The organism is Kitasatospora sp. NPDC127067 (genome assembly GCF_042724755.1).
GTDB lineage: Bacteria > Actinomycetota > Actinomycetes > Streptomycetales > Streptomycetaceae > Kitasatospora > Kitasatospora lactacystinica.
In genome coordinates this window covers 1-18,909 of record NZ_JBHXEM010000107.1, presented here as the reverse complement: position 1 = coordinate 18,909, position 18,909 = coordinate 1, and the positions used below count along the sequence as shown (strand labels likewise).

The window sequence follows — 18,909 nt, the reverse complement described above, 5'->3', positions numbered from 1 at the left end:
CAGCGACATCAGGAAGCGTGCGGGGGCCCGGACGCCGGTCGTGACGTTTCCGGCTGGGCGAGCCTGGATGACGTGACATGGCAGACCACGACCGCCACGATCACCAGCGGCATGACGGTGACGCCGTCGGACCCCAGCAGCAGGGTCGCCAGTAGTACGGAGGTCATCGGCAGCCTGAGCATGGCGACCGACATCGCGCCCATGCCCATGGCGGCGGAGGAGATGACGGGCAGCCCGGGCAGGTGGGAGAGCGCGATCCCTGCCGTGGCACCCAGGAACAGCGCTGGGAAGATCGGTCCTCCCCGGAATGCCGCCAATGACACACCGTAGGCGAGCCACTTGCACACGATTAGCAGTGTCAGTGCTCCCACCGAGTAACTCGTACTGTGGAGCAGCAGTTGGGGCAGCGCGGACTGACCGGAGAACAGGACGTCGGATGGCGGCTTCCCCACGCCCTCGGCGTACGCGATGGCGAGCCCTGCCACGGCGAGGCCGGCCACCGGTGTGAGCAGCAACCGTCTGTGGTTGACGCGCGGCTGGAGGAAGAGCGCGAGGCGCCGGACTGCCGTGCCGGCGAACGCCGCCGCCACCCCGATGGCGAGAGCCCAGCCGAACTGGGCGACGTTCGGATGGCTCACTGCGGGAAGGCTGGGAATCGTCAGCGTGCCAGCCCCGACCCCGGTCCAGGCGCCGAGCCCGATGAAGACGAGATACCCGACTCCGGAGGCCAGCAGACCGGGCAGCAGTACGATCCCCAGCACCGGGCCGCCGAGTCCTGACGCCTCCATCAGCAGGAACGCTCCGAGCAGGGGCGAGCCCAGCAGGGCGCTGATGGCCGCGAAGCTTCCCGCGGCGCCGACCACGGCCTGGGCCCTGGCATCGACGCCCGGCTTGAGCAGCCGGACGACGTACACGGCCAGGCCTCCGCCGAGCGCGATCAGGGGCGCCTCGGGCCCGATCACCGCGCCGAAACCCAGCGACGCCAGCGCTGCGAGAAGGATCCCGGGCAGTTCGGCGGCCGCAGGGACGCCTGCGGTCTTGAGCCCCTCGGCCGGCTGGTGGCCGCCGTTGCCGGGCAGGTGCTGGACGGTCAGTGCCACCAGAAGTCCTGCCAGCCCCATCAGGGGCAGCGGCCACCAGGGCGGTGCCCCGTGGAATCCCAGTCCGTTCGGGAGATCGGTGTAGAGCGCCTTCTGGAGCTGGTCGACGGCCTGGAGGAAGCCGTACGCGCCCGCCGACAGGAGCACGCCGAGGACGGCCGAGATGACCAGGAGCGCCAGGTAGCCCTTGGTCCGCAGGGGGCCGAATGGGTCGGCGGGCGGCGCCGCCGCAGGATCGCCCGTGGGCTCGTCCGGTGACATCAAGTCGCTTTCCCGACACTACCTACTGTGCCGACTCGGTCGATGCTGACAGCAGAAGGTCCGATTCCTCCGCGCTTTGCTGAAGTCGGGACCGTCAAGGGTCATTCGAGCCGACATCTCCGCATCGTGCGGCGCTTTCTGGTCCGATTGCGTGGCGCTCACTACCGAACGGGTGAGTACTGCGTGGCGCTTCGGGCTTGTCGTGCCTGATGGTGCTTCTCTCGCCGAGAAGTGTGGAGCCTGGAAGAGCATGGGCACCGGGGCGGGCGGTCCGTCACTGCCCGCCGGGCCGCCCACAGATCCGAAGGAGAAGTCGTGGCAGGCAGTGTCGGTGAGAATCGCGGGGTGATCCCCTCGCAGCTCCTGGCTGGGCAGAAGGCCCTGGTGACCGGCGCCAACTCCGGCATCGGCAAGGCCACGGCGATTGCTCTCGGCCGGGCCGGCGCGGACGTCGTCGTCAACTACGTTGTCGGCGCGGACGAGGCCGAGAAGGTGGTCGCGGAGATCGAGGCCTTCGGGGTCCGTGCCTACGCGCACGAGGCCGACGTGTCCGACGAGGAGCAGGTCGTCCAGATGGTCTCGGGCATGGTCGACGAGCTCGGCACCATCGACATCATGGTCGCCAACGCGGGCCTGCAGCGGGACGCTCCCGTCACGGAGATGACACTGGCCCAGTGGAACAAGGTCATCGACGTCAACCTCACCGGCCAGTTCCTCTGCGCCCGGGAGGCGGCCAAGGAGTTCCTGCGGCGTGGCGTCGTCCCGGAGGTGTCCCGCGCCGCCGGAAAGATCATCTGCATGAGTTCGGTCCACCAGATCATTCCCTGGTCGGGGCACGTGAACTACGCCTCCTCCAAGGGCGGCGTCGGCATGATGATGCAGACGCTCGCCCAAGAGCTGGCGCCCAAGAAGATCCGGGTGAACGCGGTCGCCCCCGGCGCCATCCGCACCCCCATCAACAAGGACGCCTGGGACACCCCCGAGGCCGAGGCCGACCTCCTTCGGCTGATCCCCTATCGCCGCGTCGGTGACCCGGACGACATCGCCAACGCCGTCGTGGCAGTGGCCTCCGACCTGCTCGACTACGTGGTGGGCACGACGCTCTACGTGGACGGCGGAATGACGCTCTTCCCCGGCTTCGCAACCGGCGGCTGACACCGCGATGGAGGACCACATCACGCCCCGCCGAGTGGTGATCCTCGGCGGGGGATTCGCCGGGTTGTTCGCCGCCCGGGCGCTGCGCCGGTCGCCCGTCGCCGTGACCCTCGTCTCCTCGTCGAGCCCGACCTCACGATCGCCGGCCACCCGGAGATCCGCGTGGTGGGCGACCTGATGAGTCTGAACAGGCTGCCGGGCCTGGCCGAGGTCGCGATGCAATCGGGTGCCTACACGGGCCGCGCGATCCGCCGCGCCGTGGAAGGCCGGACCAAACAGCCGAAGCCCTTCAGATACCTGGACCTCGGCAGCGCCGCCTACATCTCCCGGGGCCGGGCGGTCGTCAAGGTCGGACGGCTGAACGTGTCAGGGGTCACGGGCTGGCTGGCCTGGTTGTTCATCCACATCGCCTTCCTCACCGGCTTCCGCAGCAGGCTCGGAGCGCTGCTCACCTGGTTGATCGTGTTCGCCTCCGGGTCCCGCCGCGAGCGCGCTTTCACCTCCGCCGGAACCCGCGTCCCGACCGACCCGGCCCCGCCAGCTCACTGACCCAGCGCCACACGGATCGAGCCATCGAGGCACACATGCACAGCACCACACTTCTTCTCGCGAACACCCCACCCCAGACGTTGCCCGCGCGCGAGCTGATGGCCTTCACCCTGGGCTCCCACATCCTCCTGGTCCCGTTCGGTGTCGCGCTGCCTTTCATCACGCTCCTGATGCACTATCGCGGGCTGCGCAAGGGTGACGCCGTGGCCCTGAAGCTGGCCCGGCGCTGGTCGGCGGTGATGGCCGTGCAGTTCGCCATCGGGATCGTCACCGGCACTGTCCTCTCCTTCGAGTTCGGACTGCTGTGGCCGAGGATGATGGGCCGCTGGGGGGACGTGTTCGGTCTCGGATTCGGCGTCGAGGCCTGGGCGTTCTTCCTTGAAGCCGTCCTCATCGCGATCTACCTGTACGGCTGGCGCAGGCTCAGGCCCTGGACGCACTTCTGGCTCGGCACGCCGCTGCCGCTGGCCGCGCTGCTGGGAGCCTTCGGCATCATCGCGGCGAACTCCTGGATGAACACCCCGCAGGGCTTCACTCTCGACGCCCAGGGCAACCCGGTCGATGTCACGGTGCGGCAGGCGATCTTCACACCGATCTTCGGCCCGCAGTACTGGCATTTCGTAGTGGCGATGTTCCTGACCGCCGGCTACGTGGTCGCCGGGGTCTACGCGGTCGGCTGGCTGCGCGGACGCCGCGACCGGTACCACAGGCTCGGCTTCACCGTGCCGTTCACCGTCGCCGCGATCCTCACCCCGGTCCAGTTCTTCCTGGGCGACAATCTCGCCCGGCAGGTCTTCCACAAACAGCCGGTCAAGTTCGCCGCCGCCGAGATCGTCTGGAACACCGACACCCACGTGCCGGAGTACCTGTTCGGGCGCCTCAACGAGGACGGAACGATCTCCGGCGGCATCAAGATCCCCCAACTCGACTCCATCCTGGCCGGATTCAAGCCCAGCACCCAGGTCACCGGCCTGACCTCGGTGGCCGCCGACGACCGCCCCACCGCCACCCAGGCGACCATCGTCCACTGGGCCTTCGACATCATGGCGACCATCGGCAGCCTGCTGATCCTGCTCGCCCTCTGGTATGCGTGGTGCTGGTGGCGCCGCCGTGATCTCCCCCGATCCCGGTGGTTCTTCCGCTGCGCCGCCGTCGCCGGGGCCGCCAGTCTGCTGACCGTGGAGTGCGGCTGGATCACCACCGAGGTCGGCCGCCAACCCTGGATCGTCTACTTCAACATGCGGGTCTCCGACGCGGTCACCGCCACCCGCGTGAGTTCACTGTGGACGATGTTCGGCATCGTGGTGGCCGTGTATGTGCTCATTTTCGGCGCCTTCCTCGCCGTGCTGCTGAAGATGCGCACCCGCTGGCGGATCGCCGACGAGAGCCCGGCCGGGCAGGCCGGCGCGCTCGGTCCGGAGGCCGGCACTCCGTACGGCCCAAGGGAAGCGACCATGGCAACCACCGGAACCGCGCCGGATCCCGGTACGCCGCAGTCACCTGGTGGTGCGTCATGATGGCCGACGCGATTTCCTGGGTCCTGGTGCTGGCAGTCGCCGCCTACGCCTGCGCCGGGGGCACCGACTACGGCGCCGGGTTCTGGGATCTGCTGGCCGGGGGAGCCGAGCGCGGCGAGCGGCCCCGCTGGCTGATCGACCATGCCATGGCACCCGTCTGGGAGGCCAACAACGTCTGGCTGATCTTCGTCTTCATCATCATGTGGACCGGCTTCCCCACGATGTTCCAGGCCGTGTTCGGCGCCATGTGGCTGCCGCTGGCCCTGGCCGCCATCGGCCTGGTCCTGCGCGGCGCAGGCTTCGCCCTGCGCAAGCCGACCCGGCGCCTGGCCGGACGGCGGATCTACGGCGCGGTCTTCGCGGTCTCCTCACTGCTCACCCCCTTCTTCTTCGGCGTGGTCATCGGCGGCATCGCCTCCGGCCGGGTCGCGCCCGGGACCACGGCCTCCTCCGACGCCTGGGCCAATCCCACGTCCATCGTCGCTGGGCTGCTCACCGTCGCGGCCACCGCGTACCTCGGCGCCGTCTTCCTCACCGCGGACGCGCGCCGCTTCGGAGCCGACGACCTGGTCCGGTACTTCCGGTTCCGAGCGCTCTGCAGCCTCGGAGCCATCGTGGTGCTGGCGGTCATTGGCATCCCCGTCACCCACCACGACGCCGAGTACGTCTGGCACGGCCTTACCCATGGAGCCGGGTTGGCGCTCGTGATCCTCGCCGCCCTCGCCGCCGCCCTCACCGCACTGCTGCTCGCGCGGCGGGAGTACCGCTGGTGCCGCTACACCTCGGTGGCCGGCGTCGCTCTGACCGTGGCCGCCTGGGGCCTCGCCCAGCGCCCGTACCTGCTGCCCACATCGTTGACGGTGGCACAGGCCGCGGGAGCCGCCCAGACGTTGCGCTGGTTGGCGATCGTCACGGTGATCGCGGTCGTGGTGGTCGGGCCGGCCCTCGTCCTGCTCTACCGTCTCGACACGCTCGGCGACCTGGAGCCCCTCACCGACTCCGATACGCGAGGGGCTCAGGCACCGGGCGACAACCCCTAGCCCGACCGGGCACCCCTCCGGTTCGGCCGCTGTCCGGTGTGGACCTGAGGGCGTTCAGCGCAGCCGGTCGATCAGATGGTCGCCGACCCGCAGGGCGTTGGCGATGGCGGTCAGTGACGGGTTCACCGCGCCGATGCTCGGGAAGAAGGCGGTGTCGACGACGTAGAGGTTGTCCAGGTCGTGCGCCTTGCAGTTGACGTCCAGGGCCGAGCTTCTCGGGTCGTCGCCGAACCTCACGGTGCCGGCCTGGTGGGCGGTGGCCCCGATCGGCATTCCCTTGTGCAGGTAGATGCTGTGGTCGAGCAGGCGGTGCTCGTGCATGCCCAGCTGCCCGAGCATGCCCTGCAGCTTGTGCTGCAGCTTCTTCAGCCCGGTCGTGTTGTTCTTCTCGTCGATCGACAGGTGGACGTTCCCGTCGCCGTCGAGGGTGACGCGGCTGTCGGGCAGTGGCAGGTCCTCACCGCACAGCCAGAAGTCGACCGCATGGTGCGCGAGTACCTCGAACGGCATGTTCGGCGAGAACTTGCCGGCCCACCGCGGCGCCTCACCGTGGATCTGCTCGGCGTCCGACTTGCCGAGCATCTGGATGCCGCCGAGCGGGTAGTCGAAGTCGTCCGAGCCGAGGTACCAGTCGTTGAGCGCCAGGGTCTTCTGGAACTGGGTGGGGTTGGGTTCCTTCGAGATCGCCATCAGGGCCAGGTTGTTGTGCCGCATGTAGTGCCGTCCCACCACGTCCGAGCTGTTGGCCAGCCCGTTCGGGTGCCGGTCGTTGGCCGAACGCAGGAGCAGGGCGGCGGAGTTCACTGCTCCGCAGGCGACGACCACGATGTCGGCGCTGAACCCCGCCGCCGAGCCGTCCGCGAGTTCCACGACCACGCCGGTGACGGTGCGTCCGGTCGGATCGGTCTCCAGGCGGCGCACATCGGCGCCCGTGATCATCGAGACGTTGTCGTGCTTCAGCGCTGGATCGACGCAGACCACCTGGGCATCGGCCTTGCCGTTCACCAGGCAGGGGAAGCCGTCGACCCGGTTGCAGCGGATGCAGACGCTGTCATGGGTCGCCCGCCCGTTCTCCTTCTGCGTGAGGTTCACGCCGATCGGCAGATGGAAGGGATGCAGCCCCTGCTTCTCCAGGTCGTCGCTGAGCTGCTGGATGCGCGGCTCGTGCTCCACCGGAGGGTAGGCGTACGGCGCGCCGGCCGGACCCTCCGTGGGGTCCTCGCCGTGCTTGCCGTGCACCAGGTAGAGGTGCTCGGCCTGGGTGTAGTAGGGCTCCAGGTCCTCGTAGCGGATGGGCCAGGCGGGCGAGATGCCGTCGTGGTGGCGCAGCTCGCCGAAGTCCTGGGGGCGCAGCCGGAAGAGCGCGGCGCCGTAGAACTTGGTGTTGCCACCGACGTAGTAGTTGACCTCCGGGGTGAACTCGTGACCGTGCCGGTCGTACCAGGTCTCCTGCGCCAGGTACTTGCCCTGCACGAACACCTTGGTGGAGTTCCAGTTGTCGATCTCGCGAGGCAGGTAGTCCCCGCGCTCCAGGATCAGCACCCGCTTGCCGGAGGGCGCCAGCCGGTGGGCGAGCGTGCCGCCACCCGCGCCGGTGCCGATGATGATGACGTCGTAGTGTTGGGTGTCGGCCACGATGGGCTCCCGTTCTCGAAGTGTTCGCACGTCACAGGATCGCGATGGGATTGACGGGTGATCCGGTGGCGCCGGGAAGCCGGAGCGGGGCGATCACGCAGAGGAACGACCAGCGGTCCTGCTCCTCGCAGATCGGCACCAGATCCTCGAACTGCAGGTAGTCCAGCAGGTGCAGTCCCATGGCGTGGATGCCGAGAACGTGCACCGGGAAGGCCACACCCTCCGTGGTGCCGGGAGCGGTGTCGTTGTTGCCGTCGCTGCCGAGCACCGCGACCTGCCGGTCCGCCAGGAACTCCATCGCGGTGGGGTGAAGCCCGGCGCGAGCCGTGGTCGCGTTCCACGGCCCGAGTTCGCGGTGACGGCGGCGATGGCCGACCCGCACGAAGAGCAGGTCCCCTCGACTGACCCGCAGATGCTGCGCGGTCTCGGCGGCGGCCAGTTCCTCTCCGGTCACGTGGTCGCCGGGTTCGAGCCACGGCACGCCGCGCAGACGGGGGATGTCGAGCAGCACGCCGCGGCCGACGATTCCGTCCCGCGCCACGTCGATGGACAGCTTCGTCGCCCCGGTCACGGTCAGGCTGCTCGCGGCCACGCCGTTGTGCAGTGTGCCGTCGTAGACGACGTGACACAGGGCGTCGATGTGGCTGTCGGCGTCGCCGTGCACGTTCATGGCGAAGCGGTCCGTAGCGAACCGCAGGCCGTTCGCCTCGATGTTGCCGTCGACGACGCCGGTCATCTGGTGCTCGCACGGCTCGGGATTGCCGGGGCGCGCCCGGGTTTCCATGACGGCGGCGAGCGTGACGGTGCGACCTGATCGGACCTCACCGGCAGCTGCCAGCACCTGCGTCGGTGCGAGGGTGTCCAGTGCGCCGCGGTCGGCGGTGTCCCGCAAGGCCTCGCGTCGCACGCGCTGGTAGAGCGCGCGGAAATCGGCCGAACTCAGCGGTGGTGGGCCGGCGGATCCTGTGTGCGTCGTCATGGATGCTCAGCGGGTCTGTTCGCGGTCGAGTGCTTCGTCGAGGGTGGTGGCGGCCATGATCAGCGAGAGGTGGGTGAACGCCTGCGGGAAGTTGCCCAGTTGCTCCCCACGCGGCCCGACCTCCTCAGCGAAGAGACCGACGTGGTTGGCGTAGGTCTGCATCTTCTCGAAGGCGTAGCGCCCCTGCTCGGTCCGGCCGGCCCGGGCCATCGCATCGACGTAGAGGAAGGTGCAGAGGCTGAACGTGCCCTCGGAGCCTCGCAGACCGTCCGGTGAGGCGGCCGGGTCGTAGCGGTAGACGAGGCTGTCGGAGACGAGTTTGCGGTCGATGGCGTCCAGCGTGGACAGCCAGCCCGGGCCCTTGGGAGCGAGGAAGCGGACCCGGGGGATGAGCAGCAAGGACGCGTCCAGGACGTCCCCGTCGTAGTGCTGGACGAGAGCCTGCTCCTTGTCGCTCCACCCGCGGGTCATCACCTGCTCGAGGATGGCGTTGCGGGCGGTGGTCCAGCGCGCGAGGTCGGCGGGCCTGCTGAACTCGGTGGCCAGACGCAGCCCGACGTCGAAGGCGGCCCAGCACATCACCCGGCTGTAGGTGAAGTCCTTGCGTCCGCCACGGGTCTCCCAGATGCCCTCGTCGGGACGGTCCCAGGAGTCGGCGAGCCAGTCCAGGGTGGCGGCGAGCGCCTTCCACCCGTGATAGCCCGTCTGTTGGCCCACCGTGCCGCCCTCGGCCAGGGCGTAGAGCGCCTCGCCGTAGATGTCGAGCTGCAGCTGGTCCATGGCGGCGTTGCCGGCCCGGACCGGGGCCGAGCCGCGGTAGCCCTCGAAGTGGTCGAGGATCACTTCGGGGATGTCGGGATCGCCGTCGACCCGGTACATGATCTGCAGACGCTCGCCGTCGGAGCTCGCTCGTTCGGCCAAGCGATCGCGCAGCCAGTGGGTGAACCGGGTGGCCTCCTCGACGAATCCGAGGTCGAGCAGCGCTCGGACTGACAGTGAGCCGTCACGGACCCAGGTGTAGCGGTAGTCCCAGTTGCGCTCGCCGCCGACCTGCTCGGGAAGGCCCATGGTCGCCGCGGCGACCGGGGCGCCCGTGGGGTGGTAGGTGAGCAGTTTGAGCGTGATGGCGGAGCGGTTCACCATGTTCGGCCATCGGCCGCGGTAGGTGGAGGTGCGCAGCCAGCCCTGCCAGAAGTTGCCGATGTCGAAGAGCTGGTCGTTGAGCTCCTCCACGGTGATCGGCGCGGGCGGGGCCCCGTCCGGGCCGCAGACGGTGAAGGCGGCACCCGCCAGCTGCCCGGCGTTCAGCGTGACCTCTCCGCGCACGTCGTCCCCGTTGCGTTCCACGGGGAAGGTGCTCTGCAGGTATCCGGCAAGTTCCGGGGCACGGAACACCGCGGTCTCGCCCTGGAGATCGAGTACGTGAGTGGCGCGGCCGTAGTCGAACCGCGGTCGGCAGTCCAGGACGAACCGCACGGTGCCCCGCACCGCGCGCACGACGCGAATCAGCGTGTGCCGGTCGGTGGGCTTGCCCGTCCGGTCGGGCGGCATGCAGTCGACGACCTCGCCGACCCCGTCGGGGGACATGAACCGGGTCACCAGGACGGCCGTGTCGGGGTAGTAGAGCTGCTTGTACGTGACCTCCGTTTCTTCCGGTGCGAAGAGGAAGTAGCCGCCCCGGTCGTGGTCGAGCAGGGCGGCGAAGATGCTGGGTGAGTCGAAGCGAGGAGCTGCGAACCAGTCGACGACCCCTTGCGACGAGACCAGCGCGGCGGTCTGCAGGTCGCCCACCAGGCCGTGGTCGGCTATAGGCGGGTAGCGGTCCATGGTGTCTCCGCAATCTCGGGAGGACCCCCTGCGTTCCACTATCCGACCAGCCGCGCGCACGCGCTCCACGACAGGTGCCGACGACTCCCGGAATCCGCTGTGACCAGGAAGGACGCGTCTGCCCGCCTGGTACTCCGGACGGAGCAGCCACGTGCCTGCCTGGCGTCGGCGGGCAGGACCGGGACGGGCCGCGGCCCAGACCGCCCGGAAGCGGTACCGGCCGGGCCGCTCGACTTGCCGACGATCGTCCCCCCGGCGGTACTGGCCTCGGGCGGTACGCACGCGCCGCCACTGGACTTCCCCGGCTGCGGAGGGGCTACATGGAGATGGTCCATCTCCGGCTGGTGACTCCGCCGGACGTCACCGACGAGACGGTCGACATGCTGACCGGCGACCGCTACGTCTTCAACCTGGTCGTGCTCGCGGGTACGGCACGTCACCCGGACGGCGACGCCATCGAGTGCGACGTGCTGGCAGGTGCGGCGAACGAGGTCCTGCGCAACCTCCGTGAGCTGGACGTCGACCGGCGTGGCTCGGTCGTGATCGAGTCGGTCGACATGGCGTTCTCCGGACTCGCGGAGGAGGCGGAGACACACCAGCTCGGGGCGCTCGCGCATGCACCGGTGTGGGAGGCGGTCGAGGCGCGTATCCGGGCCGAGGGGACCTATCTGCCGAGCTTCTACGTCTATCTGATCATCGCTGGAATCATCGGCTCGGTGGGAATCCTCACCAACTCCCAGATCCTGATCGTCGCGGCAATGGTCGTGGGACCCGAGTACGGCGCCATCACCAGCGTGGCGCTGGGCATCGACCGGAGGAACGGGCCGCGGATTCGGCAAGGGCTGTTCGCGCTGCTCGTCGGCTTCTCGCTGGCCGTGGCCTTCACACTCCTGTTCTCGTTACTGGTCCGGGGTCTGGGAATCCAGCCGAAGGCGTTCACGCTGGGTGTCAGGCCGGTCTCCGACCTGATCAACACGCCGAACTTCTTCTCCTTGGCCGTCGCAGTGCTCGCCGGCATGGTCGGGATCATGTCGCTGACCCAGGCCAGGACGAGCGCCCTGCTCGGCGTGTTCATCTCGGTCACCACGGTCCCGGCGGCCGCTGACATCGGCGTGTCCTGTGCCTTCGCGAGCTGGAGCGAGGCGCGTGGCTCACTGCTGCAGCTTCTGCTCAACATCGTCGTGCTGATCGCGGTGGGTGTCCTCACACTCAGGTTCCAACGGGCGATCTGGCGGCAGATCAGCCTTCGAAACAGCCGTTGACACCCACGGCGGCACTGCGGGAGGCGACAGCCCACGAGCGGTCCGAGGATCGTGGCATGGCAACGAAGCGCGCGGAATCACCGCGCCGGACGACGATCCTCGTGGTTCTGGGCGTTTCCGGGTCCGGCAGGAGCACGGTGGGGGCCATGCTGGCCGAACGGCTCGGGCTGTCGGGGAACCGGGATCTCATCGAGAGCTTCACCGGACGGTTGATGGGGACGCCCACCGCGCCAGGAATCGTCTCAAAGGGCGAACCCACCGAGCTCTTCCGGAGGTGGGATCGTGTCTCGCTTGATTTGGACCCTGCGCGCCCGCACCCTGCCGATCGAGGGGCCTGCACCTGTCGGGCCGCCACGGCGCCCGGGTTCGTGGGTTGTGCCCACCCTCGGGCAGTGCGAGGAGGCCGCGTGCGCGAGAGCCGGACCGGACGGCAGCTGGCGTTGCGTCATGGGAGCCAGTCCGTGGTCATCGTCGAACTGGGCGGTGCCCTTCGGGACTACGCGATCGGCGGACGTCCGGTGCTCGACGGCTTCGCTGCCGACGACCGGATCACGGGAGGGCGCGGCCAACTCCTGGTGCCGTGGCCGAACCGGGTCAGGGGCGGCCGCTACCGATGGCGCGGGCAGGACCTGCAACTGCCGCTGACCGAGCCGGTGAACGGCAACGCGATCCACGGTCTGCTCCGCTGGACCTCGTGGCAGGTGCTGGAGGAGGCGGACAGCCGAGCCGTGCTGGAAGTCACGCTGTGGCCGCAGCCGGGCTATCCCTTCCACCTGCGGGTCCGAGCCGAGTACGTCCTTGGCGACGAGGGCCTCGAGGTGGCCGTGACCGCTCTGAACCAGGGCACGAGCGTCGCACCGTACGGCGTGGGCCAGCATCCCTACCTCACCGTCGGCACGGCCACGGTCGACGACGCGGTGCTGACCGTTCCGGCGCGGAGTTGGGTCCGCACCGATGACCTGGGCCTGCCCGTGGCCGTCGAACCGGTCGCGGGCACGCCGTACGACTTCCGCACACCGAGGGCGATCGGCGCCCAGCACCTGGACACCCCGTTCGGCGATCTCGACCGGGACGCCCGTGGTCGTGCCGTGGTACGCCTGGCCCACCCGTCGGGGGAACACGGTACGGATGTCTGGCTCGGCGAGGGGGCGGACTTCCTGCAGGTGTACACCGGCGACACCCTGCCGGAGGGGGAACGTCGTCGCGCGGTCGCCATTGAACCGATGTCCTGTCCGCCGGACGCCCTCCGCAACGGTGCGTCGATCGTCGCCCTCGGACCGGGCGAGCGGCACACCGTCAGATGGGGCATCTCGCCATGGGGGAAGTGACCGAGGCCATGGCTCCTCGACCTCGTCCTCATCGGCCTGGCGATCACTCCGGAACCGGTGCCGATCGCCGCGTTCATCCTGATCCTCCAGGCGCGGAACGGCGTACGCAACGGGCTTGCCGTCCTGCTCGCGTGGCTCGCGCGCCCGGCTGTGGTACTCGGAGCTGCCCTCCTGACCACCCGAGGCACGCCGCCCCGTTCGTGATGGAGCTTCGGACGACGTTCGCGTCCGCTTCGGCGGGAGCCGGACTCGCGCCGATGCGCACCTGGTGGGCGGAACACGAGGACCGGGCGATCGTCACCCTGACGCCGCTGCTCGGCCGCCGGCCGGCCGGCAAGAGCCGCTACCAGCCCCTCCGGTGAACCGGCCTGCCGGAGCAATGACATGACGACGAACCAGATCCTCATCGGGACGAGCCTGATCCTGGTGCTCGCCGTCGGCTCGCAGATCCTGGCCAGCCGACTGCACATCCCCGCCCTGATCGTCCTGCTGCCCGTCGGCTTCACCGCAGGTGCGCTGACCGGCGACGTCGATCCCCAGCGACTGCTCGGCGCAGCCTTCTCGCCTCTGGTGTCGCTCGCCGTGGCGGTGATCCTCTACGACGCCGGTCTCGGGCTCGACCTGGCGAAGCTGAAGGGGCACATGCGCCGCGTCGTCATCCGGCTGATCTGGATCGGGGTGCTTCTCACCTGGGCGATCGGCACCCTCGTGTCGAAACCGCTGCTCGGCCTGGACTACGGAGCGGCCGTGATGCTCGGGGCCATCCTGGTGGTCTCGGGGCCGACTGTCGTGGGACCGCTGCTCAGCTTCGTCCGCCCGACGGACCGGCTGCGGCACCTCCTGGTCTGGGAGGGCTCGCTGATCGATCCGGTGGGTGCGATCCTGGGCGCGCTCGTCTTCCACGCGGTCGACGCCAGTACCAGGGGTCGGTTCGGGAGCGGGGCGGCACACTTCCTGGGGAGTGTGGGCGTCGGCCTGGCCGGTGGGGCCGTCGGAGCGGTCCTGCTGTGGGCGCTGGTGCAGGGACTGCGGCTGGGCGAGGTGCTCGGCACCACCGCGCAGCTCGCCGTGGTGATTGGCGTGGCGGCGGTCTGCGACGTGCTCCGCGAAGACACCGGGCTGATCGCCGCAGTCGTGATGGGCCTGGCTGTCACCAACCTGCGACGCTTCGACTTCCCAGTGCGTCGGCCGTTCTTCGAGACACTGGTCACCCTGATCCTCGGGGTGCTCTTCGTCTCCATCTCGGCCACCGTGACACCCCAGTCGCTGCGGCACGTACTGCTCCCCGCGCTGGGACTGTCGGCCGTCCTGGTTGCCGTCGCCAGGCCGCTGGTGGCCCTGGTGTCCACGCTCGGCACTGACATTCCCCGCAGGGAACGCGCCTTCCTCGGCTGGATGGCACCGCGCGGCATCATCGCGGCATCAACCGCCTCGACCTTCTCGGCCGGCCTCGTCAACAAGGGGATCGTCGGCGCCTCGAAGATCCTCCCGGCTACCTTCGTGGTCATCGTCGCCACGGTGACGCTCTACGGGCTGACCGCGACGCTCGTCGCCCGACGCCTGGGGGTCGTGCGCTCGGGCCGTTCCCGGCCGCTGCTGGTGGGCGGTGAGCCCTGGGTGGTCGACCTGGGCCTGGCCCTGAAAGCCGCTGGTCTTCAGGTGCTGCTGTGGGCCGGTCTCGAAGAACAGCGTGAGCGCATCGAACAAGCCGGACTCGAGCTGGCACCCGGAGAACTGCTGGCGGCAGCCACCGGGGAAGGCGCCGAGCTGGAGGGCATCACCGTGGTACTGCTTCTCACCGCCGAGGACGACTTCAACGCACTGGCGTCGGTGGTCCTGCGGGGAAGCGTGGAAGGACCGGTCTACCGGATCGGGCCTCCAGCCGCCAGCCACGGCGTCGTCGCCCCGTTCCTGGGCGGTGACATCCTGTTCGGTGCCGGGCTCACCAGGCCTCGGCTGATGCGCCGGTACGGCGCCGGGGCCGACGTCGTGGCACAACCGGTGAACGGTGCGACGCCGGCAGGGCACGACGCCCTGTTCGTGGTGCGCACCGACGGCCGCCTGGTTCCGGTCACCGAACACGACATCCCTTCTCCGCAGACGGGAGACACCGTCGTGGTCCTTGGCCCGGCCCCCGCCGGCCGTGCGGAACGGATCTGAGCTTCGGCCGGCATTGCCCGCCACTGGTCTGCATCTCCGGCTGGCCCAACACCGCCGTGATCCACCTGCTGCGCCGACTCTCCGACGACGGCGCATCCCTGCGCCACCACGGCGACTTCGACGGCGAGGGCATCCGCATCGCGGTCGAGGAGGTGGTTGCCGACCTTCTCCTCGACGACTTGGCAGAGTACCGTCACGGATGGAACGACAGGCTGTTCGACGGGCCGAGGGCTATCACCAGCGCCTCGGCCTCGTCCACGTCGACTTTCGACACCCAGCGGCGCACGCCGAAGGCCTCGTACGGCTGGTACCGCGACCTGATCGCCGGGCACCGGGCCCGGCGTTCGGGGTGGTCGGTTTCCGGTCGGTGCGGGTGGTTCAGTCGGGTGCTGGGCGCGGTTCCACCGTCATGAGGAGGTTGTCGGGGTGGTTGGTGCTGGTCATGACGCCCCGGACCCGTGCTCCCGGGGCGGGCGTCAGCCGCCAGCGGCTCGCCACGGTCGCGGCCACGGTCAGCATCTCGGTGCGCGCGAAGGACTCCCCGATGCACAGGTGATGGCCGGCGCCGAAGGGGACGAACGCGCCGCGCGGGGCGGGGGGCCGGTCGGGCAGCCAGCGGTCGGGGTCGAAGCGCAGGGGGTGGGGGAAGTGGCGGGGGTTCCGGTGGAGGACGAGGGCGCTGAAGATGAACTCGGTACCTTCGCGGAAGCGGTAGCCGCCGAGTTCGACGTCGGTGATCGCGCGGCGGATCGTGATGCCTCCGGGGTTGCGCATCCGAAGGGCCTCGTCGACGACGCGACGGGTGTGGCCGAGCCGGGGCAACTGGTCGGCAGTGAGGGGGAGTACGGCGTGGTCGTGCAGCTCCTGGTGGAGTCGCCGGTCGAGGTGCGGGTGCCGACCCAGTTCGTGGAAGAGCCAGGCGAGCCCGCCGGCGGCGGTCTCGGTGCCGGCCACCAGCAGGGTGATGAGTTCGTCGTGGAGCTGGCGGTCGGTCATGGCCTCGCCGCTGTCGGCATCCCGGGCCTGCAGGAGCATCGACAGCAGGTCCGGCCGCCCGCTCGCGCGGTCGGCCCGGTCGGCCCGGTCGGCGTGGATCAGGTGGTCGATGGCGCGGCGCAGCCGGTCGTGGGCGTCGGCGAGGCGGCGGTTGCCCGGTGTGGGGAGCCGGTGCCACAGGTTCGTGGGGTCCAGCACCCGGGTGTACATGCCGTGCAGGACGACGGGCATGGCGTGGCGGATCTCGGCGGCGGCGGAGGCGTCGAGGGAGGTGGAGAACAGCGTCGAGGTGACGATGGCGAGGGACAGCTCCAGCATCTGCCGGGTGACGTCGACCACCTGGCCGGGCCGCCAGGAGTCGGCGCGCTCGGCGGCCAGTCGCGCCATGGTGTCGACGTAGTGGGCGATCTGCTGGTGGTGGAACGCCGGTTGCACCAGGCGCCGTTGGCGGAGGTGGAAGGCCCCTTCGGAGGTGGCCAGTCCGTTCCCGAGGTAGGGGCGGAGCTTGTCGAAGGAGCGGCCCTTGGCGTAGTTCGCCGCTTCGGTGACCAGTACGCGGTGGACCAGGTCGGGGCCGGTCAGCACATAGCTGGGTTTCGGGCCGAGGTGGGTGGCCACGATCGGGTCGTAGGCGGTGAGGCTGTCGAGGAACTCCAGCGGACGCCGCCACAGTGCGAGCGCGTGGCCGATCAGCGGGAGCCGTCCGGGTGCGACGGGAGGGGCCGGTGGTCGGCTGGCGGTGGGCATCGTCGTTCCTCCGGTGAGGGGTCGGGACCCAGTCTGCGGTCCGGCGCACCACCTGCGCACCCTTCGCACCGGGGCGCGCTGGTGGACTTCGCGGCGCACGGAAGCGGATTCACACCTTGTCCGTACAACTTGATGCGTTCGTCTGCCGTACGGCGGCCGGTCATGAACGGGCCGCCGGTTGGTACCCCGCGCGCGCTGTCCTTGGGGGCGCCGTCCTCCACCCTCCTGACATGCTGAGGTCAATCCACCCATGGCAGAGCTGAATCGTCGTCGCTTCCTCCAACTCGCCGGTGCCACCGTCGCGTTCTCGTCGCTGTCGCAGAGCATCGCGCGCGCCGCGTCCATCGCCCCGCTCGGGAGCACCGGCACCCTCCAGGACGTCGAGCACATCGTCGTGCTGATGCAGGAGAACCGTTCGTTCGACCACTACTTCGGGGCGCTGAAGGGCGTCCGGGGCTTCGGCGACCCCCGCCCGGTCACCCTGCCGAGCGGCAGCCCGGTGTGGCACCAGACGGACGGCCTCAAGCGGGAGGTGCTGCCGTTCCGGCCCCAGGTCAGCGACCTCGGGATGCAGTTCGTCCAGGACCTCAACCACGACTGGGCCGGCGGCCACAAGGCCTTCAACAGCGGCAAGTACGACCAGTGGGTGCCCGCCAAGACGGCCACCACGATGGCCTACCTGACCCGCCAGGACATCCCCTTCCACTACGCGCTCGCCGACGCCTTCACCATCTGCGACGCCTACCACTGCTCGTTCATCGGCTCCACCGACCCGAACCGCTACTACATGTGGACGGGCTGCACCGGCAACGGGGTCGCCGGCAACGGTCCGGTCCTCGGCAACCAGGAGGCCGGCTACAGCTGGACGACCTACCCCGAGCGGCTGGAGAAGGCCGGGATCTCCTGGAAGATCTACCAGGACGTCGGCGACGGACTGGACGCGGCCGGCTCGTGGGGCTGGATCGGCGACGCGTACCGCGGGAACTACGGCGACAACTCGCTGCTCTACTTCAACAACTACCGCAACGCCAAGCCGGGCGACCCGCTGTACGACAAGGCCCGCACCGGCACCAACGCCAAGGCGGGCGACGGTCTGTTCGACCACCTGCGGCGCGACGTGCAGGCCGGCACCCTGCCGAAGATCTCCTGGATCGCCGCCCCCGAGGCCTTCACCGAGCACCCCAACTGGCCCGCCAACTACGGCGCCTGGTACGTCTCCCAGGTGCTGGACGCGCTGACGTCCAACCCCGACGTGTGGGCCAGGACGGCGCTGTTCATCACCTACGACGAGAACGACGGCTTCTTCGACCACGTCGTGCCGCCGTTCCCGCCCTCCTCCGCCTCGCAGGGCCTGTCCACCGTGGCGACCACCGCCGACTACTTCGGCGGCGGCATCGGCTACTCGGCCGGACCGTACGGGCTCGGCCAGCGGGTCCCGATGCTGGTCGTCTCGCCCTGGAGCACCGGCGGCTACAGCTGCTCGGAGACCTTCGACCACACCTCGATCATCCGCTTCATGGAGCGCCGCTTCGGCGTCCAGGAGCCCAACATCTCGCCCTGGCGGCGCGCCATCTGCGGCGACCTGACCTCCGCCTTCGACTTCACCGCGTCGAACACGACCGCGGCGGCGCTCCCCTCGACGGCCGGCTACGCCCCGGCGGACCGCAACCGCCACCCGGACTACGTGCCCACCCCGCCCGCCACCGGCACCATGCCGAAGCAGGAGGCGGGCGCGAAGCCCACCCGCCCGCTGGCCTACGCGCCGTACGTGGACGGGGCGGCCGACACCGCCGCGGGCAAGTACCGCCTCACCTTCAGCGCGGGCGCGGCGGCGGGCGCCCAGTTCCTGGTGACCTCGCCCAACCGCACCGACGGTCCGTGGACGTACACCACGGAGGCAGGCCGGACGATCGCGGACGCCTGGAACACCACGTACTCCAAGGGCGTCACGGACCTCACCGTGTTCGGCCCCAACGGCTTCCTGCGCCGCTTCCGCAACCCCGGCAAGACCGCCGGGCCCGAGGTCACCGCCCGCCACAACGCGACCACCGGCAACCTCGACCTCACCCTCACCAACGCGGGCGCCGCGGACGTCGTGCTGACCCTCACCAACGCCTACGGCGGCACGCCGCAGGCCCTCACCGTCCGCCGGGGCGCGACCGTCACGTGCACCGTCGACCTGGGCGCCTGCCGCAACTGGTACGACGTGACCGTCACTTCGGGCGCGACCGCCGACTTCGTGCGCCGCCTCGCCGGCCACGTCGAGACCGGCGCCCCCGGCCTCTCCGACCCGGGCATCGTCACCTACTGACGGCACCGCGCACAGCGCCGCCCCGGGCACGCGGGTGCCCGG

14 protein-coding genes are annotated in these 18,909 nt (G+C 69.8%); 9 read left to right on the top strand and 5 right to left on the bottom strand.

Annotation, left to right across the window (positions count from 1 at the left end):
• Positions 1-8 precede the first annotated feature (8 nt).
• Positions 9-1,361 carry a chloride channel protein gene (locus ACFWJ4_RS31580; RefSeq protein WP_380550055.1) on the bottom strand — a complete coding sequence of 451 codons (1,353 nt, stop codon included), beginning with the start codon at positions 1,359-1,361 and terminating at the stop codon, positions 9-11.
• Between the two features lie 315 nt (positions 1,362-1,676).
• Between ACFWJ4_RS31580 and ACFWJ4_RS31575 the strand changes: the two genes are divergently transcribed.
• The 4 genes from ACFWJ4_RS31575 to ACFWJ4_RS31560 all read left to right on the top strand — a co-directional run bounded on the left by ACFWJ4_RS31575 (position 1,677) and on the right by ACFWJ4_RS31560 (position 5,622).
• Complete coding sequence (locus tag ACFWJ4_RS31575; RefSeq protein ID WP_380550052.1) at positions 1,677-2,516, top strand: SDR family oxidoreductase; 840 nt, start codon at positions 1,677-1,679, stop codon at positions 2,514-2,516.
• A 162-nt stretch (positions 2,517-2,678) separates the two neighbouring features.
• Entirely contained in the window at positions 2,679-3,065 is a 387-nt protein-coding gene (locus ACFWJ4_RS31570) for a hypothetical protein (protein WP_380550049.1), read from the top strand.
• 35 nt (positions 3,066-3,100) lie between these two features.
• Positions 3,101-4,582: a cytochrome ubiquinol oxidase subunit I gene (locus ACFWJ4_RS31565; RefSeq protein ID WP_380550046.1), complete on the top strand. Its 1,482-nt coding sequence runs from the start codon at positions 3,101-3,103 to the stop codon at positions 4,580-4,582.
• Positions 4,579-5,622, top strand: coding sequence for a cytochrome d ubiquinol oxidase subunit II (locus ACFWJ4_RS31560; protein ID WP_380550043.1), 1,044 nt, complete (start codon positions 4,579-4,581; stop codon positions 5,620-5,622). Before ACFWJ4_RS31565 ends, ACFWJ4_RS31560 begins: the two co-directional genes overlap by 4 nt.
• Positions 5,623-5,676: 54 nt before the next feature.
• Here ACFWJ4_RS31560 and ACFWJ4_RS31555 read toward each other — a convergent pair whose 3' ends face one another.
• From ACFWJ4_RS31555 to ACFWJ4_RS31545, 3 genes are read right to left on the bottom strand one after another with little or no spacing between them, the layout of a single operon-like run.
• A complete protein-coding gene (locus tag ACFWJ4_RS31555) occupies positions 5,677-7,257 on the bottom strand; it encodes a GMC oxidoreductase (RefSeq protein ID WP_380550040.1) in 1,581 nt (526 codons plus the stop codon).
• A 31-nt stretch (positions 7,258-7,288) separates the two neighbouring features.
• The gene (locus ACFWJ4_RS31550; RefSeq protein WP_380550037.1) at positions 7,289-8,236 is read right to left on the bottom strand and encodes a cyclase family protein; all 948 of its coding nucleotides are present in this window, start codon (positions 8,234-8,236) and stop codon (positions 7,289-7,291) included.
• 6 nt (positions 8,237-8,242) lie between these two features.
• Positions 8,243-10,063, bottom strand: a complete 1,821-nt coding sequence (locus ACFWJ4_RS31545; RefSeq protein WP_359898940.1) for a glycoside hydrolase family 15 protein — start codon at positions 10,061-10,063, stop codon at positions 8,243-8,245.
• A 320-nt stretch (positions 10,064-10,383) separates the two neighbouring features.
• Here ACFWJ4_RS31545 and ACFWJ4_RS31540 point away from each other — a divergent pair, with 320 nt between their 5' ends.
• The 4 genes from ACFWJ4_RS31540 (at position 10,384) to ACFWJ4_RS31525 (ending at position 15,226) form a co-directional block, all read left to right on the top strand.
• Entirely contained in the window at positions 10,384-11,325 is a 942-nt protein-coding gene (locus ACFWJ4_RS31540) for a DUF389 domain-containing protein (protein WP_359898942.1), read from the top strand.
• A gap of 56 nt (positions 11,326-11,381) precedes the next feature.
• Positions 11,382-12,653: a hypothetical protein gene (locus ACFWJ4_RS31535; protein ID WP_380550033.1), complete on the top strand. Its 1,272-nt coding sequence runs from the start codon at positions 11,382-11,384 to the stop codon at positions 12,651-12,653.
• Positions 12,654-13,037: 384 nt separating this feature from the next.
• A complete protein-coding gene (locus tag ACFWJ4_RS31530; protein ID WP_380550030.1) occupies positions 13,038-14,813 on the top strand; it encodes a cation:proton antiporter in 1,776 nt (591 codons plus the stop codon).
• Positions 14,810-15,226, top strand: a complete 417-nt coding sequence (locus tag ACFWJ4_RS31525) for a DUF2399 domain-containing protein (RefSeq protein WP_380550071.1) — start codon at positions 14,810-14,812, stop codon at positions 15,224-15,226. The genes ACFWJ4_RS31530 and ACFWJ4_RS31525 overlap by 4 nt, the downstream gene beginning before the upstream one ends.
• On the opposite strand, the gene ACFWJ4_RS31520 is transcribed toward ACFWJ4_RS31525, so the two are convergent.
• On the bottom strand, positions 15,192-16,556 hold the full coding sequence (locus ACFWJ4_RS31520) for a cytochrome P450 (RefSeq protein ID WP_380550027.1): 1,365 nt from the start codon (positions 16,554-16,556) through the stop codon (positions 15,192-15,194). The two genes, ACFWJ4_RS31525 and ACFWJ4_RS31520, sit on opposite strands and share 35 nt — an antisense overlap.
• Before the next feature lie 250 nt (positions 16,557-16,806).
• Between ACFWJ4_RS31520 and ACFWJ4_RS31515 the strand changes: the two genes are divergently transcribed.
• Complete coding sequence (locus ACFWJ4_RS31515) at positions 16,807-18,867, top strand: phosphocholine-specific phospholipase C (protein ID WP_380550024.1); 2,061 nt, start codon at positions 16,807-16,809, stop codon at positions 18,865-18,867.
• The last annotated feature ends 42 nt before the right edge of the window (positions 18,868-18,909 follow it).

Excerpts from the sequence above, each read along its gene's own strand:
- ACFWJ4_RS31580 (WP_380550055.1), bottom strand. The coding sequence starts at position 1,361 with ATGTCACCGGACGAGCCCACGGGCGATCCTGCGGCGGCGCCGCCCGCC.
- ACFWJ4_RS31565 (WP_380550046.1), top strand. The coding sequence starts at position 3,101 with ATGCACAGCACCACACTTCTTCTCGCGAACACCCCACCCCAGACGTTG.
- ACFWJ4_RS31560 (WP_380550043.1), top strand. The coding sequence starts at position 4,579 with ATGATGGCCGACGCGATTTCCTGGGTCCTGGTGCTGGCAGTCGCCGCC.
- ACFWJ4_RS31550 (WP_380550037.1), bottom strand. The coding sequence starts at position 8,236 with ATGACGACGCACACAGGATCCGCCGGCCCACCACCGCTGAGTTCGGCC.
- ACFWJ4_RS31545 (WP_359898940.1), bottom strand. The coding sequence starts at position 10,063 with ATGGACCGCTACCCGCCTATAGCCGACCACGGCCTGGTGGGCGACCTG.
- ACFWJ4_RS31540 (WP_359898942.1), top strand. The coding sequence starts at position 10,384 with ATGGAGATGGTCCATCTCCGGCTGGTGACTCCGCCGGACGTCACCGAC.
- ACFWJ4_RS31535 (WP_380550033.1), top strand. The coding sequence starts at position 11,382 with ATGGCAACGAAGCGCGCGGAATCACCGCGCCGGACGACGATCCTCGTG.
- ACFWJ4_RS31530 (WP_380550030.1), top strand. The coding sequence starts at position 13,038 with ATGACGACGAACCAGATCCTCATCGGGACGAGCCTGATCCTGGTGCTC.
- ACFWJ4_RS31520 (WP_380550027.1), bottom strand. The coding sequence starts at position 16,556 with ATGCCCACCGCCAGCCGACCACCGGCCCCTCCCGTCGCACCCGGACGG.
- ACFWJ4_RS31515 (WP_380550024.1), top strand. The coding sequence starts at position 16,807 with ATGGCAGAGCTGAATCGTCGTCGCTTCCTCCAACTCGCCGGTGCCACC.